The sequence below is a fragment of the Thermogemmatispora aurantia genome, assembly GCF_008974285.1.
GTDB classification, from domain to species: Bacteria; Chloroflexota; Ktedonobacteria; order Ktedonobacterales; family Ktedonobacteraceae; genus Thermogemmatispora; species Thermogemmatispora aurantia.
Genome location: NZ_BKZV01000002.1, coordinates 256,147 through 272,323, shown reverse-complemented (window position 1 = coordinate 272,323; position 16,177 = coordinate 256,147). Strand labels below are relative to the sequence as shown.

Sequence of the window (16,177 nt, the reverse complement as noted above, 5' to 3'; positions counted from 1 at the left end):
AGGCCAGAGAGGGAGTACAATAGAAGGACAACGAAGCGAACTCAATTGTCAGTATTGCCGGTGGAGTGGTCTGTTATTATGGAACACGTATTGTTGGAGCGATTGCGGCAGGGTCCGTTGCTGTGTGACGGAGCGATGGGAACTCTGCTCTACGCGCGTGGCATTCCCTACGAGCAATGTTTCGATCTGCTCAACGTAACGCGGCCGGAGTTGATTCAGGGTATCCATCGCGAGTACATCAGCGCCGGGGCCCAGATTATCGAGACGAACACCTTTGGCGCCAATCGTCTGCGTCTGGCTGCCTATAACCTGGAGGATCGGGTTCGCGAGATCAATTTTCAGGGTGTGCGGCGAGCGATAGAGGCGCGCGAAATTGTCGGTCTGCCGGTCTTTATCGCGGGTGCAGTCGGACCGAGCGGCCAGCCGCTTCAGGCGCCCGAGAGTGGGCGGCTCAGCGAGGTACGAGCGGCCTTTCGAGAGCAGATCGAGGCTCTCCAGGAAGGGGGGGCCGAGCTGCTGATTTTAGAGACCTTTACCAGTCTGGCCGAGCTGCGCCAGGCCATTCTGGCGGCTCAGGAGGTCGGTGGGCTACCGATCGTGGCCCAGGTCAGCTTCTACGAGGATGGACGCACGCTCTCCGGTCAGTCGGCGGCCAGTGTAGCGCGAGAGTTATATGAGCTGGGAGTTGATGTCATGGGGGCCAACTGCTGTGTTGGGCCGGCCATGACTCTGGAGGCCCTGCAAGGAATGATTGGCGCCCTTGACGAAGAGATACAGGCCGCCGCCCAGCAGGGAAAGCGTCCCCCGCTCTTTTCGGCTCAGCCCAATGCCGGCCTGCCGACGCGCCTCGGTAACCGCTTCTTCTATGTTTCGACACCCGATTACTTTGCCGACTATGCCCTGCGCTTCGCCCAGGCCGGGGTACGTCTCATTGGCGGCTGCTGTGGCACCACGCCGCGCCACATCGAAGCCATGCGCAAGGCGCTCGACGCCCACTATGGGCGTGGAGTTGGAGCCGCGGGCCAGAAGGAGAAGGAAGAGGCCGGGCAGCAGAATGGGCTATCGGCGTCTGCCCAGGGGCAGGAAGGCAGCCGCACAGCTTCGGTGGTGGTGCCGGGGCGTGGCGGGCACCGTCCTGTGATTGGCACGCTACCTGAGGAAGAGGTAATTCTCCCCCAAGAGGGGAGCAAGACACGCCTGCAGCAGAAGCTAGAGGCTGGCGAATTCGTCATCAGCGTTGAATTAGATCCTCCGATGGGTCTCAACCCCTCCAAGATTCTGGCTGGGGCCGCCCAGCTCCAGCGCGATGGCGTCGACTGCATCAACATCGCCGATAGCCCGCTGGCCCGCGTGCGCATGAGCTGCATCGCTCTGGCCCGCCTGATCCAGGATCACCTGGGCATGGAGACCATCATCCACTTTACAACCCGTGACCGCAATCTGATGGCGCTTCAGGCCGAGCTACTGGGGGCCCACGCTCTGGGACTGCGCAATATTCTGGCCTTGACAGGCGATCCCCTGCGCGTTGGTGACTATCCCAACACCACCGGTGTCTGGGATGTCGATTCGGTTGGACTCATCCGTATTCTGCGTGGGATGAATGAGGGGCATGATGCGGCAGGTGGCTCCATCGGCGCCAAAGCCTCTTTCCATATAGGGGCCGCCCTTAACCTCAATGTCAGTGAAGAGGAGGCCGAGCGCGAGATCGAGAAATACTATCGCAAGCTGGAGGCCGGGGCCCACTTTATCATGACCCAGCCGATCTATGAACTGGCCCCCTTAGAGCGCTTCCTCAAGCGAGTTGGCAAGCCGCCGGTGCCCGTGATTCTTGGTTGCATTCCCCTCCATAGCTGGCGCCATGCCGAGTTTCTCCACAACGAAGTAGCCGGCGTCACCATCCCCGAGCGAGTACGCGAGCGTATGCGCGCGGCGGGCGACCAGGGCACGGAGGAGGGCCTGCGACTGGCTCAGGAGCTGCTGATGGAAGCGCGCGACCTCGTCCAGGGAGTCTATCTGCTCCCTTCCTATCGACGCTACGATATTGTTGGACGCCTCACCCGCTTGCTGCGCGAAGCGCCTGCCAATGCCTGAGTTTATGCTCTGTTGTCCACCTCTTCCATATACAGAAGAACATGGCATGGCAGAACGCTAGCCAGGTGGGGGCAGGCGCCGCAGCAGTAGAACGACTGCACAAGGGAAAGAGCACGGCGGCAGCGAGAGCCGTTCGCTCAGGTGCAGGCCGATCGGGTACGCGGCAGAACGGAAGAGGAAGAAGATCGGGCCTGGCGCCTGGGGAAGGCCCCGCTGGTCTCGCGCGTTCTCCTCGCCGTGCTCACGGAGCGCTGGCGGCCTCACTCTCATAGACGAGACCATCGGGACGTGGCTGGGCCGGGTAGCGCTGGAAATACTGGCTGCTTGTTCCGGGGAGGAATTGCCCGCCGGGCAGATGCCAGCCGTAAGGGCGCGAAACCACGTTGATCCGGGGAAGGACGAGGGAGGCCGCCAGCCGATAGCGATCTCTGATATAGCGCTGCAGGATATCGGCCAGTTGCTCTTCGGCTTCGTAGAGCGTCTCCGCGTAGATAAATGAGTGGACGGTGCGTCTTCCGATGGTGATGTGACCAGTGTAGAGCGTTCGCATGGGCTTGCCTCTTTTACCGGGGTCGTGTGCAGGCCATGCACAAGGGACCCTGAGAGCCAGCGCCACTGCGAGCAGCACCCGGGGGGTGGTCGCTGTAGGCAGTAGACGCTAATGAACCTGTACCGAGAGTGAGAGCGGTGGAAGAAGCTGGCCCAGGCGTCTACAGGTAAGCCTGCGTAAGCCTGCAGGCGGCCTGTGAGAGCGACAGGCGCAGCTGCCGGGCTAGCCGGCTGCTCCTAGGCGCTATCGCTGGAGGTGCCAGTGTGGGGGCGGGGAAGATGGAGACAGCTGCCAGGCAACCGCTCATAATGGTCCTCCTTTGCAGTTTCCGCTGCCGCAGGTTGCGGAGAGCGACGCGGAAGCAGCATCTGAAGCACAGACAATGCGCATAGAAGGACGCAGTCAGAGATCTTCTGCGTCTGCTGAACACATAGAGGATAGGGCGAACAAACGCATTACCTCAATAAGTATAACATACGAAAGGGTCAGTCTGTCGCGGCATGCTGGCTGGTGAGAAGTTACAGGCGGTGCAAGGGGACGGGGCGGGGCTAAAGGCATGTCGTGGGTAGCGTTGAAGCGCAGAGAGAGGAAGGTGCCAGCAGACCTCGCGGGGGCGGCACACATGCGTAAAATCAATTGACTTCTCCCACCCCTTATGCTACACTTAATCCGTCTATCCAGGGATAGACACCGGTCCTGGGATAAACAGGTAAGCAGGTTGTCACAAGTCAGGAAAGGAAAAGGGAGGTTTGGCCTATTAACAGAGATCCTCGGGGGAATGACCGGACGCGCGAAACACGGGTCAACGAGCGCATTCGGGCACGAGAAGTACGCCTCATTGATGAGAATGGCGAGATGATCGGCGTGATGCCGACGCCCCGCGCTCTTGAGATTGCCCGTGAGAGGGATCTGGATTTAGTCGAAGTGCAGCCCAATGCTGTACCACCGGTCTGCAAGTTGATGGACTATGGACGGTACAAGTACGAGCAGGCCAAGAAGGAGAGCGAGGCGCGCAAGCATCAGAAGACGATTACCCTGAAGGAGATTCGCCTGCGCCCTCGTACCGATGAACACGATATCGGTGTCAAAACTCGCAAGATTCAGGAGTTCTTAGCTGATGGCGATAAGGTGCGGGTCAGCGTCCAGTTCCGCGGACCGGACTTGCGCCACCCAGAGATTGGCCGTAGGCTGCTGGATAACATCGCCGAGACCCTGAAGGGGACGGCTGTCATCGAGCGCCCGCCTGTAATGGAGGGCCGGGTGATGTCGATGATTGTCTCGCGCGCGCCGGGGTGGGAACCGCCAAAGAAGCAGGCACCTACCCCCTCCGGTAAACGCCAGGTGGCCACGGCGGGCGCCGTGGCTGGCAGTCAGGCACCAACCTCCCCATCCGCTCCTGCTGCTGGGAGCCAAGAGGTGGGGGACGCCACTGATCGTCAGCAATAGTGACAAGCGTAGCCCCGTGAGGTAAAAACTCCTCCTGAACCTCCTCTGCCAGGAAACATGCCCAGAGCAAGAGAGAGGAGAGGGCTACGGGTACCAGGAGCTTCCCAGGTAGTCACGCCTGTGGACAGGGACAGGGGAATGCTGGTTGTCAGGAGTTGATCCTTCTCGCTTCTGACAGCGAAACTGCTCTGGAGGAAGCGAACCGACCGCCGTTTGGTTTGGACCTGTCCTACACAGGACAGTGTTGGAAAGCGGTACTGTCGCCTTCCTAGGCTATCAGGAGCGGATGCCCTTCTCCTGTTGTAGAATATTGGAATAGCTATCACTGCAGGCAAAAGGACGTAGTTCTCAGCAACTACGTCCTTTTTCTTCCTCATTCGCATGAGCGGTTGACTTTTCCTGGCGAGGCGACTACCATACGAGAAGGACTGACCTGGTGGTCCCGCCGGAGTTGCCCCGCCTGGCCTGGCTTACCCTGCCTGCCCTGTGCTTGCCTCTGCCTGCTGTCTGTTTCTTTCTGACTGTCGAATTCGGTCGGTTGCTAGCTAGCTAGAGACGCATTCTTGGGAGGAATCTGGTGAGCAACTACTATGACCCGCGCTGGTATGAAGACGGTGAGCGGCACAGTTGGAGGTCGTTTTCAACCGAGAGCATCTCCGACTCCGGCTCTGCTCCGCAAGCTGCTGCCTCACCTCCACTCGACGCTCCAAATGCTCCAGCTGATCAGCCCGCGCCCCCTGGTTGCCGCATTGCTGTCCGCCGTGCTGTCACAGTGACTGCGCTGCTCATCCTGGCTTTCATCGCCGGCTGGTTCAGCCACCAGTTTTTCTCTTCTGGCTCCTTCCCTGCCAGTAGCCAGTCGCAAAAATATGCCCAGTTGTTCCAACAGGCCTGGACGTTAGTGGATCAGAAATATGTTGATCGCAAGGCGATCAACTATCAGAAGATGGCCTACAGCGCCATTCAGGCCATGCTCGACACCCTCGGCGACAAGGGTCACACGCGCTTCCTCACGCCCGACCAGGTCCAGGCTTTTAACCAGTCGCTCAGCCCGACCCTGGTTGGCATCGGCGTCTACATCCAGCAAGATCCGACTACGAAGCAGGTAATCATCAGCGACACCGTACCGGGGGCCCCGGCGGAGAAGGCTGGTCTGAAGCCTGGTGACATTCTCCTCTCGGTCAATGGTCAGAGTGTGCAAGGCAAGGATCTGGATACGATCAGCTCGCTCCTGCGGGGGCCAGAGGGAACCTCGGTCTCGGTGACGGTGCGTCGCCCCAGCACGAATCAGACTCTGACTTTCCACCTGAAGCGGGCCAAGATTACTGTTCCGAATGTCATTTTGCATTATATCCCCGAGGTCCATATCGCCCATATTCAGATCGTTCAGTTTGCCGATGGGGTCAGCGATCAGCTCCGCAGCAGCATCGAGCAGGCCAAAAAGCTGGGGGCCAGGGCCATTGTGCTTGATCTCCGCGGCAATCCTGGTGGCCTGGTCGAGGAGGCCATCAACACAGTCAGCGAGTTCCAGGCCAGCGGCACCGTCTTTCTGGAGCAAGATAGTTCGGGGAGGCGTACACCGTATCAGGTGACAGGGCACGTGGTCGATGGGAAGATCCCTCTGGTGGTGCTCGTCGATAACGGAACAGCCAGCGCTGCCGAGATCGTCTCGGGAGCTTTTCAAGACAACCATCGGGCGGTAATTATCGGAACGCGCACCTATGGTACAGGGACGGTGCTGGAGCAATTTCCGCTCTCCGATGGCTCCGAATTGTTGCTCGGCACGGCTGAGTGGCTGACGCCCGATGGCCACTTTATTCGCCAGAATGGCATCCAGCCCAATATTGTGGTCTCTCTGAAGGCGGGGCAAAGTCCCCTAACGCCAGCGACAGAGAATCGCGACCACATGACCTATCAGCAGATTCTGCAAAGTGGCGATAGTCAGCTGATTCGCGCGCTCCAGTATCTACAGGGTCAGCACTAGAAGACGTGTCCTCAGCCGGAGACTGCCAGCGCGCTCCAGATCCGTTCATTCAGAATAGCAGAGTGTGGAACAACAGTGTAGAATAACGGTAGAGACGATCCAGCAGGCAACTAAAGCGCGGCTAGCGCGCTGAGAGAGAGGCAAGCTGAAGCCAGGTGGGCGATAGTCCAGGTTAGCCTGGTCCGCTGCCAAGCCAAGGGAGTCGGCGGAGGACAGAGAGGCGAGATAGTTGAGGCAGAAGCCAGGGTTGCCAGCGAGCAAGGGCGGAGCGGGATGGCCAGGCGAAGACGGCCTTGTCCTGGCTGGCAGCCTCCTCTCGGGTGGCCACTATCTTATAGGGCCGCCTTGGCGATGGCTAGCGCTTCCTACGCCAGAACCAGCGCCAGATCGAAAGGAAAGTGCTGCAACTTCTGGCGGCGGAGCAGTGAACAGCCAGACACCCTTTGCACGCCGTTCGTTCTCGCATCCTGCTAGAGAGCGGCAGGCCGATCTGAACCTACTTGATCAGGCGGCAAACAGATCGCTAGAGCAATCCAGAGGCGACGACCCTGTTGTCCGAATTACGGGGAGTGTGCTCGATAGGCCAGGTCGCTCCTCCGCCGGGCACAAGAGGACCTTTGGTAATCAGCGCCGCTGAGGTGGAGACGGCGGCTGGTGGCCTGGATAGTCCATCGGTTCCGCTGGCCAGGGGGTGCCTCCCCACCAGGACAACTGTGGGGGGGGAGCCACAGGCGACTGTCCGGCCCTGGCCATTACCGCAGGAACAACCGTAGCTGCCGACCCTGCTGGCATCTGACGAGGTCCTCCTGATCGAGCCGAGGGCGAGAGAGCCGTGGAGAAGGCTTGACCTGCCTGGCTCGCCTCGGCATCTTGCCCAGCGACCGGCTCGCGCGCGGCTGACGAGGCAGCAGCTGCTGCCGAACTTCGCTTCCGGTTTAACAGGAGGATCAGCCCTTTGAGAAGCAGAACAAGGCCGAAAAAGGCCAGGCCACCCCCCAGAATCACCCAATAGGGATAGATATATTCACCGCTACAGGCAGCATAAGCGACCACAGCCCCCACAGGAATCAAGAGGACTCCCACGAGAAGCTGCAACAGCGGCTTCTCCCTCTTGGATAGAAAGCGGTCGAGCCAGTAGAACAATCGGATCATCAACTTCTCCTTCCTCAAAACAAGACAACAACCGGTCGATGGGATCAGCCATCGATACAGGTGTCTATTTTAGAAAGTGAGGAAGGAGCAGTCAACTAGCTCTCGCTGCACGGAGTCTGAGCAGTAGCAGCAAGGTAATATTTGCTCGTCGGAGGATGATCGAGTACCGTGGCGATGAAGCGTGTGGCCCTGACCACCTGCTCCAGCGAGACTCCGGTCTCGATCCCCATGCCGTGGAGCAGATAGAGCAAGTCCTCGGTGGCCAGATTGCCGCTGGCCCCGGGAGCGTAAGGGCAGCCACCCAGACCACCGGCGGAGGAATCCACGCAGCTCACGCCCATCTGGAGGGCGGCCAGCACATTGGCCAGAGCCGTGCCGCGCGTGTCGTGGAAGTGCACAGCCAGCCGCTCAAGAGGAATACCCCCTTCGTTCAACAGCAAATCCAGAACCTCAACCACCTGATTGGGAGTGGCCACACCAATGGTGTCGCCCAGCGATAGCTCAGCGACGCCCATCTCCAGCAGTTCCAGGGCTACTGCCAGCACACGCCGGGGATCGACTCGCCCCTCGTAGGGGCAGCCGAAGACCGTCGAGATATAGCCCCGCACACGCACTCCTTCGCGCTGAGCCAGAGCCAGCACAGGGCGGAACTGGGCCAGGCTTTCGGCCACCGTGGCATTGATATTGTGGCGCGTGAAGCTATCGCTGGCCGCCGTAAAGACGGCTACTGAGCGCAGCCCCGCCGCTAAAGCCCGCTCCATGCCCTTGAGATTCGGTACCAGGGCCGTCAGGCGCAGTGCCGCTGGCAGGTCGCGCAGGCCCGTCATAACCTCGCTGGCGTCGCTCAGCTGGGGGATAGCCCGCGGACTGACAAAAGAGGTCACCTCAATCTCAGAGTAGCCTGCCTCGGCGAGCAGACGAATGAAATGGATCTTCTGCTCCGTGGGAACGCGCACTTTCTCGTTCTGAAGACCATCGCGCGGTCCGACCTCGACCACGCGCACCTGGCGCGGTAAAGTAGAGAGATCAAGCTTCATCGCTCTCTGCGGCCCAATCTGACCCGGGCCGCCGGTGACCCGACAGCGTTGCTGCTGGCTGGGGGGTGGGGCGGCTCGGAACTGCAGCCGCTCGCTCCTTTCTCCAATGGGGAGTCTAGACTCAGCTGGCCAAAGTATGGTATGGGTAGCGGGCGACCTGTGTGTGTATGCCAGGTCGCCCAAGCTCTGTGTTCTGCTGACTGCATCAGGAGAGGTTAGTCGCCTCTCTCATCAGGGGGGACTGAGCCATTGCCTGCCGGGCTGGAGCGGGCGCCCGTTGCTTCTCGGGGCTATCCAACGCGGACGTTGACGTCGAAGGCGGTGGGGCCGGCAGCCTGAGACGCTCGGCGGGGGCCGCCGACGACTCCTCGACACCGGGGTTGCTCAGGCGTAGCACTCGCACCTTCGTGATGCGTCGCCCGCGTGTTGCCAGCACCGTCAGATTCAAATCCCCGTAGGTAATCGTATCACCAGCCACCGGGATCTTGTCGAGCTGAGCATAGAGGAAGCCGCCGAGCGTCTCGTAGTCCTCGTTATCAAGCTTCGTTCCCATCAGCTCGTTGAAGTCGTCGATATTCATCTTGGCATCGACGATATACTCCGTATTGCTAATGCGCTCGTAGAGATTCTCCTCACGATCATACTCATCCTTAATATCGCCGACGATCTCTTCCATCAAGTCCTCGATAGTCACCAGGCCGGCGACCGAGCCATACTCATCGACCACGATGGCCATATGTGTGCGCCGCTGACGGATCTCGCGCAACAAATCGTCGAGCTTCTTCGTTTCTGGCACAAAGTAGGCCGGACGCACCAACTCGCGCACCAGGCGCGTATGATGACCCTGGCGCAGCTCTCTGAGCAGATCCTTGGTATAGAGGATGCCCAGAATATTATCTAGAGACTCCTCGTAGACAGGGATACGGGAGAGGCCGCCCTGCAAGGCCACATCGACAGCCTGATCGACGGTAGTATCGGCCTCCAGCGTAATCATGTCGATGCGTGGCACCATCACCTCGCGCACCGGCGTATCGGCGAACTCGAAGATGCTATGGATCATCTCCTTCTCTTCTTCTTCAAGTACGCCCTCTTGCTCGCCGACCGAGACCAGCAGGCGCAGCTCCTCCTCTGTTACGAAGGGGCCGGCATGCTTTAGCTCGCCGCCGAGCAAGCTCGCCAGGGAAGAGGTGACTACCCCGAGCAACCAGACCAGCGGTCGCAACAGCCAGGCGGCAAAGCGTACGAAACCGCTGAGGGCGCGCGCCCAGCGCAGGGGGTTCTGCACAGCGGCAGTTTTCGGCGTGATCTCACAGAAGATCAGCACGATCAGCGAGATGAGCACAGTGGCGATCAGCTCGCCCCAGGTGGCCGAGAAACGCAGGGCCAGGACCGTGGCCATGCTGGAGGCCACGATGACGGCGATGCTATTGACCACCAGGATCGTCGAGAGGAACGTATTCGGGTGAGCCAGCAGGCGCTCCAGCTCAGCGGCCTGTGGATCGCCCTCCTCGACGAGGTTTTTCAGCTTGATGCGGCTGACCGAAGTCAGCGCGGTTTCGGCGGCGGAGGCTGTGGCGCACAGAATCAGCGCAATGACCAAGATGATCAGCTGCAGCCAGGCCACGCCGTCGAACTGGGGGAGAGAGAGGCTGAGAGCGGCGGCGATCCTGACAAGGGGTATGCCATCGGCGTCCATAGTTGTAGTTACTCCTTTTTGCCTCCTTCCGCTTCTGAGGAGGCCTGTTCTGCTGCTGCCGCGGGATCGAGCATACGCAGCAGACGGGCGGGCACACCAACGACCAGCGCATGGGGAGGCACATCACGGTTCACCACTGCGTTGGCGCCCGTCATGGCTCCCTCACCGATGGTCACGGGCGGTACGATGATCGTATCGCAGCCGATGAAGGCCCCGTCCTCGATGACCGTACGGTACTTCTGGCGTGTGATCCCGTTATAGTTGGAAGTTACTGTACCCGCACCAATGTTGACATGTGCCCCGACAGTGGCATCACCGATATAGCTAAAGTGATGCATGTCTGTTTCCGCACCGATATACGAGTTCTTCACCTCGCCAAAGTTGCCCATGCGCACGCCACGAGCCAGATGGGCGCCGGGGCGACAGTGGCTGAAGGGGCCGATCCGTACATCATCTTCGAGAATAGCCTCTTCAAGAGCTGAATTTCGAATGATACAGCGATTCCCAATAATCGACGACTCGATGGTAGTTCCAGGGCCGATCCGGCAGCCGGAGCCGATTTGCGTTCGGCCAGTGATCATAGTGCCGGGCAGGATAACCGTGTCGGGTCCGATGGAGACCTCGGCGTCGATGTAAGTCGCCGCGGGGTCAACGATCGTCACACCCGCGTACATGTGGCGCTCCAGGATGCGGCGCCGCAGGATCTGCTCCGCCGCCGCCAACTGCACGCGATCGTTGACACCCACAGTCTCCTCTAGAGCACCCGTTACCGTCGCAACAGTACGCCCTTGCGAACGCGCGATAGCCACCAGATCGGTGAGATAGTACTCGCCACTGAAAGGATTGCGCGCTAGGCTGGGCAAGGTCTCCCAGAGCCAGCGACGCTCGAAGCAGTAGACACCCGAATTCACCTCTTTAATGCGCTTCTGCTCTTCGGTAGCGCGCTTGACCTCGATGATCTCCACCACAGCGCCTGAGCTATCGCGGATCACGCGCCCGAAGTCGGAGGGCTGTTCGGTGATGGCGGTCAAGAAAGTGATGGTGGCCTGGCTCTCCAGGTGCTGAACAAGGACGCGGGCCAGCATCTCGGCGCTGATGAGCGGAGTATCGCCGTAGCAGACGAGCACCGTCTCAGGAGGAGGAGTCAGGGCCTCGACGGCCTCGCGGGCGGCCAGGACAGCGTGGCCGGTGCCCAATTGCTCGGCCTGCAGGGCGTAGTAGCAGCGCTCACCGAAGGCGGCCTGGACCTGGGCGGCCTCGCAGCCGACGACAACAATGGGGCGGTGAGCGGTAATGGTGGCTGCCAGTGGAGCAAAAGCAGAGGTGAGAGGGATCGTTTCCACGGCATTGAGCACATGGCCTAACATCGGCAGCCCGGCCAGCGGATGGAGCACCTTGGGAATGGCAGAACGCATCCGCGTGCCCTTGCCCGCTGCAAGGACCACGGTCGCATAGGTCTTCATTGTTGAATTCACAAAACCTCTTGTTTCATTGCTGTCTCCTCAGCGGTTCGTGCCCCTGCGCCACGAATCGCCGGGCTACGCTGCGCTAAGCCAGACAGGGGAGTTGATCACCCTGCTGCTCGGGCGTGAGAAAGAAAGAAGGTCCCCCTTTTTCTTGCTTGCTGCCTGTGCAAGCACGATAGAGCATATCGATCAACCTTTAAACCTGGTCACAAAGGACCAGCCCCTGCTCTCTCCGGCGGAGAGCAGAAGCCAGATGGTTCGGGTGCCAGGATTCGAACCTGGGATCGCGGATCCAAAGTCCGCTGCCTTACCGCTTGGCCACACCCGAAAGTGATGACACGCTCAGCCGGCCCGGTCACGTCTTGCCTGGCTCGTCCTCTCCGGCTCCAGGCAGCTAGCTGGCCTTCTGCCTGCCTGGCCGCTGTTGCACGCTCTGGCGATAGTGCAAAGCCGAGACGCGACACCTTGTCTGTAGCTGTCCGAAAACAGGATACCTTTTCTTGCCAGCCCTGTCAAGGGGGGATGGCAGAGCTGACTGTCGTTGGGGTCTCCTGTGCGGCGGGGAATACGGCAGACCGTGAAATGGTTGTTTACTTAATAGATACACTATGTTATCATTCACCCTGTTGAAGGCTCGGCTCAAGAGGTGCTCATCTCCTCGGATTGAGGTGGGCGCTCGTCCCTCAGCCTGATCTGAACTGGAGGAGGAACTGCTGTGGAAGCCGCTTCTGCAACTGATTTGCGCGTCGATACGCACCTGGCGAAGTTTTCGCAGGGCAGTGTGGTTGTGCTGACGGCCCTGGCCTTTCTGTTGAGTTGGCCGCCGCTCGTGCTGATCACCGGGCTGCTCCTGGCCTGGAGTGCTCTCTGGCCGACGGTTGGTCCGTTTACCTTGCTCTATCGGCATGTGCTCGTACCGAGCGGTCTGTTGAAGCCACGCCTGGTCGAGGATGATCCAGCCCCGCATCGTTTCGCCCAGGGTGTAGGTGCTACCTTGTTGCTGGTGGCCGGGCTGGTGCTCCTGTTGACAGCGGCGACAATGGTCGGCTGGGTCCTGGACCTGCTTGTGTTTGTGCTCTCCTTTGTTAATCTCACGGTTGGCTTCTGCGCTGGCTGTCTGGTCTACTACTATCTGGGGAAGCTCGGCCTCGTCCCGCGAGTGCGCTATGAAGGGGGCTTCCACTGGCGCGGCGTGAGGTAGGAGAATGCTGGCAGACGGAGAGAGCTGAGAGATGCTAAACGTGATGCTCTGGCGGGCGGCCTTGCTGATCCTACTGGCCGCTCTCCTCTGGGGTTTCATTGTGCTCGGACGGCGCTTTGTCGAACGGCAACGTCGGGCGGCCCTGGCGGCGCCGGCTCTGGTTACCGGTCTCCAGGGTGGCTCGGGGGCTTCCAACCCGCCGGTACGCATTTTGCTCTTCAGCAGCGCCGAGTGTCAGCAGTGCCATCGTTTGCAGAAGCCGGCGCTGCGCCAGGTGCAGGCGGCCCGCGGCGATCTCGTCAGGGTGATCGAGGTAGACGCGCCGACTGAGCCCCACTTGACAGCTCGCTATCGCGTTCTGACCCTTCCGACGACGGTTGTACTTGATGGCCAGGGCAAAGCCCAGGCGGTCAACTATGGCTTTGCTCCCGCCGGGCGACTGCTGGCCCAGATCGATGACGTACTGGCGCAGCAACAAATTGAGCGAGCAGCGCCTCTGGCCTGAGTTACTTCTCTTCCTCCTCAGTTGGCCTTTCTATGGCATGAGGTGTCTCTCTGCTTGTGTAGAGAGCGGTCTTCGTCAAGGAGAAACATCTTGACGAAGAGGAGCGCCTCATGCCACAATGGCAGTGATTTCTTCAGAGAGGAAGAGAAGAAACGCCCATGCGAGTCCTTGAAACGCATGTTGACCGCAGCAGTCCTGAATTTCAGGAAAATGCGCATTATTTCCGTCAGCTTGTGGCTGAGCTGAAGGAGCGTCTGCAGCAGGTGCAGCAGGGCGGAGGCGCCGAAGCCGTGGCTCGCCATCGGAAGCGCAACAAGCTGCTTGCGCGCGAGCGCATTCGTTTACTCTGTGATCCCGACACCCCGTTTTTGGAGCTGAGTCCGCTGGCTGCCTGGGATATGTACGAGAACGAGGCTCCCTCGGCGGGCATCGTGACCGGTATTGGGGTGGTAGAGGGCCAGGAGTGCATGATTATTGCAAACGATGCCACCGTCAAGGGCGGGACCTACTACCCGATGACGGTGAAGAAGCATTTGCGCGCCCAGGAGATTGCTGAACAGAACCGTCTCCCCTGTATCTATCTTGTCGACTCGGGCGGGGCCTTTTTGCCGCTGCAGGCCGAGGTCTTTCCTGACCGCGATCACTTTGGACGCATCTTCTATAATCAGGCGCGGATGTCGAGCCAGCGTATTCCGCAGATTGCCGTAGTGATGGGTTCGTGCACTGCGGGCGGTGCCTACGTGCCGGCGATGAGCGATGAGACTATCATTGTACGCGGCACGGGGACGATTTTTCTCGGCGGGCCGCCGCTGGTGAAGGCGGCGACCGGCGAAGAGGTGAGCGCCGAGGAGCTGGGTGGGGCTGATGTCCACTGTCGCATCTCGGGAGTGGCTGATCACTATGCCCTCAATGATGAGCATGCCCTTGCTATCTGCCGCAGCATCGTGGCCAATCTGCAGCGGCGCAAGTACATCCCCTGGGAGATCACTGAACCGGAGCCGCCGCGCTACGATCCCGAGGAGATCTATGGCATTGTGCCGCGCGACTATCGCAAGAGCTACGATGTGCGCGAGGTGATTGCTCGCCTGGTCGATGGCAGCCGCTTCCATGAGTTCAAGGAGCTGTACGGGACGACGATTGTCTGCGGTTTTGCCCGCCTGATGGGCTATCCTGTGGGCATTATTGCCAATAATGGGGTGCTCTTCTCGGAAAGCGCCCTCAAGGCGACCCATTTTATTGAACTGTGCGCCCAGCGCCAGATCCCGCTGGTCTTTCTGCAGAATATTACCGGCTTTATGGTGGGACGTCAGTACGAGAGCGGCGGCATTGCCAAGGATGGGGCAAAGATGGTGATGGCGGTGGCCAACGCACCGGTCCCTCGCTTTACGGTGATCATCGGCGGCTCCTTCGGAGCGGGCAATTATGCGATGTGCGGGCGCGCCTACTCGCCGCGTCAGCTCTGGATGTGGCCCAATGCCCGCATCTCGGTAATGGGAGGTGAACAGGCGGCCAGCGTTCTGGCAACGATCCGCAAGGAGAACCTGGCGGCGCGCGGAGGGACGATGACCGAGGAAGAGGAAGCAGCCTTTAAGCAGCCAATTCTGGAGAAATATGAACGCGAAGGCAACCCCTACTACAGTACGGCTCGCCTGTGGGACGATGGGATCATCGACCCCTGTGAGACGCGTACAGTGCTGGCCCTGGGGATCGCTGCCTCGCTCAATGCGCCCATGCCTGAGACGCCTTTCGGGGTCTTCCGCATGTAGCATGAGTATGGAGAGCGGCCGCTGGCGCTGGCAGAGCGAGATATGGCTCGCGGAAGGAGCAGGCAACAGAGCAGGCGACGCGCTGGCTGGCAGCTCCTGAGTGAATAAGGAAAGGCCCACGCTTATGTTGAAAGCGCTGCGTTGCAATTCCCTGGAGCATTGCTTTCAGCGCGTCACCTCGCTGGCCGAGGCCCAGCAGGCCCTGGCCGAACCGCAGGCCATTCTCTGGCTCGATCTTTTCAATCCGAGTCAGGAGGAGCTGCAGGATGTTGGGGCGGCCTTCCATTTGCATCCGCTGGCCGTCGAGGATGCCGGTCATAAGCATCAGCGTCCCAAAATCGAGGAGTATGATAGCTTCTACCTGCTCGTCTTTTATACGGTGCAGGCCGAGCCATCCACAGATCGCCTGCGAGTCTGTGAGTTGTCGATCTTTCTGGGGGAGCGCTATTTGATCACGGTGCATAGTGAGCCTGTTCCCGAGCTGGAGGAGACCGAGCAGCGCTGGACGCGCAATGTGCGCCAGCTTGAGGGCAGGGTGATTGTCCTGCTCTATTCCCTCCTCGACACGATCGTCGATCAGTATTTCCCGGTGCTGGATGCGATGGTCGAGCAGGCCGAGGCCCTGGAGGATCGTCTCTTCAGCGGTGAGCTGCGTCAGCGCTCCTTTACTCAGGACCTGCTGGCCCTCAAGAAGCGCTTTCTGACGCTGCGCCGCATCGCTGGCCCTGAGCGCGATGTGCTCAATGTGCTCACGAATCGCGATAACCCTCTCTTCAACGAGCATGCCTTGCTCTATTTCCGCGATGTCTACGATCACATTATGCGCGTCGCCGATACCGTTGATCTCTACCGCGATCAGCTGAGTTCGACGATGGATGCGAACCTCTCGATCGTCTCCAATGACCTCAATAAGACGATGCGCACGCTGACGGCGGCCTCGATTGTTTTGATGGTCGACGCCTTGTTGGCGGGTATCTGGGGCATGAACTTCGAGTATATGCCCGAGTTGCATTGGACCTATGGCTATGTGGTGGCTCTGACTGTGATGGCCGCGATCTCACTGCTCCTGCTGCTGATCTTCCGTCGCCTGCGCTGGCTCTAGGGCGAGGGGTGCGGGGCTGCTCAACACGAGAAATCCAGGCTGTACGTTGGCAAGAGGATGGTATAATAAAAAGCAATGAGCAAATGAGAAGCTGCGGCGGCTCTAGGCTCCCTGCTCTTGGGGGGCCGGGTGCTGGCAGGCGGCCGCCTGAGCGGTTTCGCCTGATGTGCAGCTGAGCCTT

Annotated in this window: 12 protein-coding genes and 1 tRNA gene; 7 read left to right on the top strand and 6 right to left on the bottom strand. The window is 60.1% G+C overall.

Going from position 1 to position 16,177, the window contains the following annotated elements; genetic code table 11:
• Window positions 1-78: 78 nt before the first annotated feature.
• The gene (locus tag KTAU_RS07875) at window positions 79-2,091 is read left to right on the top strand and encodes a bifunctional homocysteine S-methyltransferase/methylenetetrahydrofolate reductase (RefSeq protein WP_151727864.1); all 2,013 of its coding nucleotides are present in this window, start codon (window positions 79-81) and stop codon (window positions 2,089-2,091) included.
• 241 nt (window positions 2,092-2,332) lie between these two features.
• Here the strand turns inward: KTAU_RS07875 and KTAU_RS07870 are convergent, their stop codons facing one another.
• Entirely contained in the window at window positions 2,333-2,641 is a 309-nt protein-coding gene (locus tag KTAU_RS07870) for a hypothetical protein (RefSeq protein WP_112433321.1), read from the bottom strand.
• 756 nt (window positions 2,642-3,397) lie between these two features.
• Here KTAU_RS07870 and infC point away from each other — a divergent pair.
• Complete coding sequence (infC, locus tag KTAU_RS07865; RefSeq protein WP_112433323.1) at window positions 3,398-4,087, top strand: translation initiation factor IF-3; 690 nt, start codon at window positions 3,398-3,400, stop codon at window positions 4,085-4,087.
• Between the two features lie 577 nt (window positions 4,088-4,664).
• A complete protein-coding gene (locus KTAU_RS07860; RefSeq protein WP_151727863.1) occupies window positions 4,665-6,071 on the top strand; it encodes a S41 family peptidase in 1,407 nt (468 codons plus the stop codon).
• Between the two features lie 624 nt (window positions 6,072-6,695).
• Here the strand turns inward: KTAU_RS07860 and KTAU_RS07855 are convergent.
• From KTAU_RS07855 to KTAU_RS07835, 5 genes are all read right to left on the bottom strand, one after another.
• The gene (locus KTAU_RS07855; protein ID WP_151727862.1) at window positions 6,696-7,223 is read right to left on the bottom strand and encodes a hypothetical protein; all 528 of its coding nucleotides are present in this window, start codon (window positions 7,221-7,223) and stop codon (window positions 6,696-6,698) included.
• A 95-nt stretch (window positions 7,224-7,318) separates the two neighbouring features.
• Window positions 7,319-8,260 carry a hydroxymethylglutaryl-CoA lyase gene (locus tag KTAU_RS07850; RefSeq protein ID WP_151727861.1) on the bottom strand — a complete coding sequence of 314 codons (942 nt, stop codon included), beginning with the start codon at window positions 8,258-8,260 and terminating at the stop codon, window positions 7,319-7,321.
• 205 nt (window positions 8,261-8,465) lie between these two features.
• Complete coding sequence (locus KTAU_RS07845; protein WP_151727860.1) at window positions 8,466-9,956, bottom strand: hemolysin family protein; 1,491 nt, start codon at window positions 9,954-9,956, stop codon at window positions 8,466-8,468.
• Window positions 9,957-9,964: 8 nt separating this feature from the next.
• On the bottom strand, window positions 9,965-11,431 hold the full coding sequence (gene glmU / locus KTAU_RS07840) for a bifunctional UDP-N-acetylglucosamine diphosphorylase/glucosamine-1-phosphate N-acetyltransferase GlmU (protein ID WP_228026357.1): 1,467 nt from the start codon (window positions 11,429-11,431) through the stop codon (window positions 9,965-9,967).
• Between the two features lie 245 nt (window positions 11,432-11,676).
• Window positions 11,677-11,750, bottom strand: a tRNA-Gln gene (locus tag KTAU_RS07835).
• Between the two features lie 387 nt (window positions 11,751-12,137).
• On the opposite strand from KTAU_RS07835, the gene KTAU_RS07830 reads away from it, so the two are divergent.
• The 4 genes from KTAU_RS07830 to corA all read left to right on the top strand — a co-directional run bounded on the left by KTAU_RS07830 (window position 12,138) and on the right by corA (window position 15,996).
• Window positions 12,138-12,623, top strand: coding sequence for a DUF4395 domain-containing protein (locus KTAU_RS07830; protein WP_151727859.1), 486 nt, complete (start codon window positions 12,138-12,140; stop codon window positions 12,621-12,623).
• A gap of 31 nt (window positions 12,624-12,654) precedes the next feature.
• A complete protein-coding gene (locus KTAU_RS07825; RefSeq protein WP_151727858.1) occupies window positions 12,655-13,128 on the top strand; it encodes a thioredoxin family protein in 474 nt (157 codons plus the stop codon).
• A 158-nt stretch (window positions 13,129-13,286) separates the two neighbouring features.
• Window positions 13,287-14,894, top strand: a complete 1,608-nt coding sequence (locus KTAU_RS07820; RefSeq protein ID WP_151727857.1) for a carboxyl transferase domain-containing protein — start codon at window positions 13,287-13,289, stop codon at window positions 14,892-14,894.
• A gap of 124 nt (window positions 14,895-15,018) precedes the next feature.
• Entirely contained in the window at window positions 15,019-15,996 is a 978-nt protein-coding gene (corA, locus tag KTAU_RS07815; RefSeq protein WP_151727856.1) for a magnesium/cobalt transporter CorA, read from the top strand.
• The last annotated feature ends 181 nt before the right edge of the window (window positions 15,997-16,177 follow it).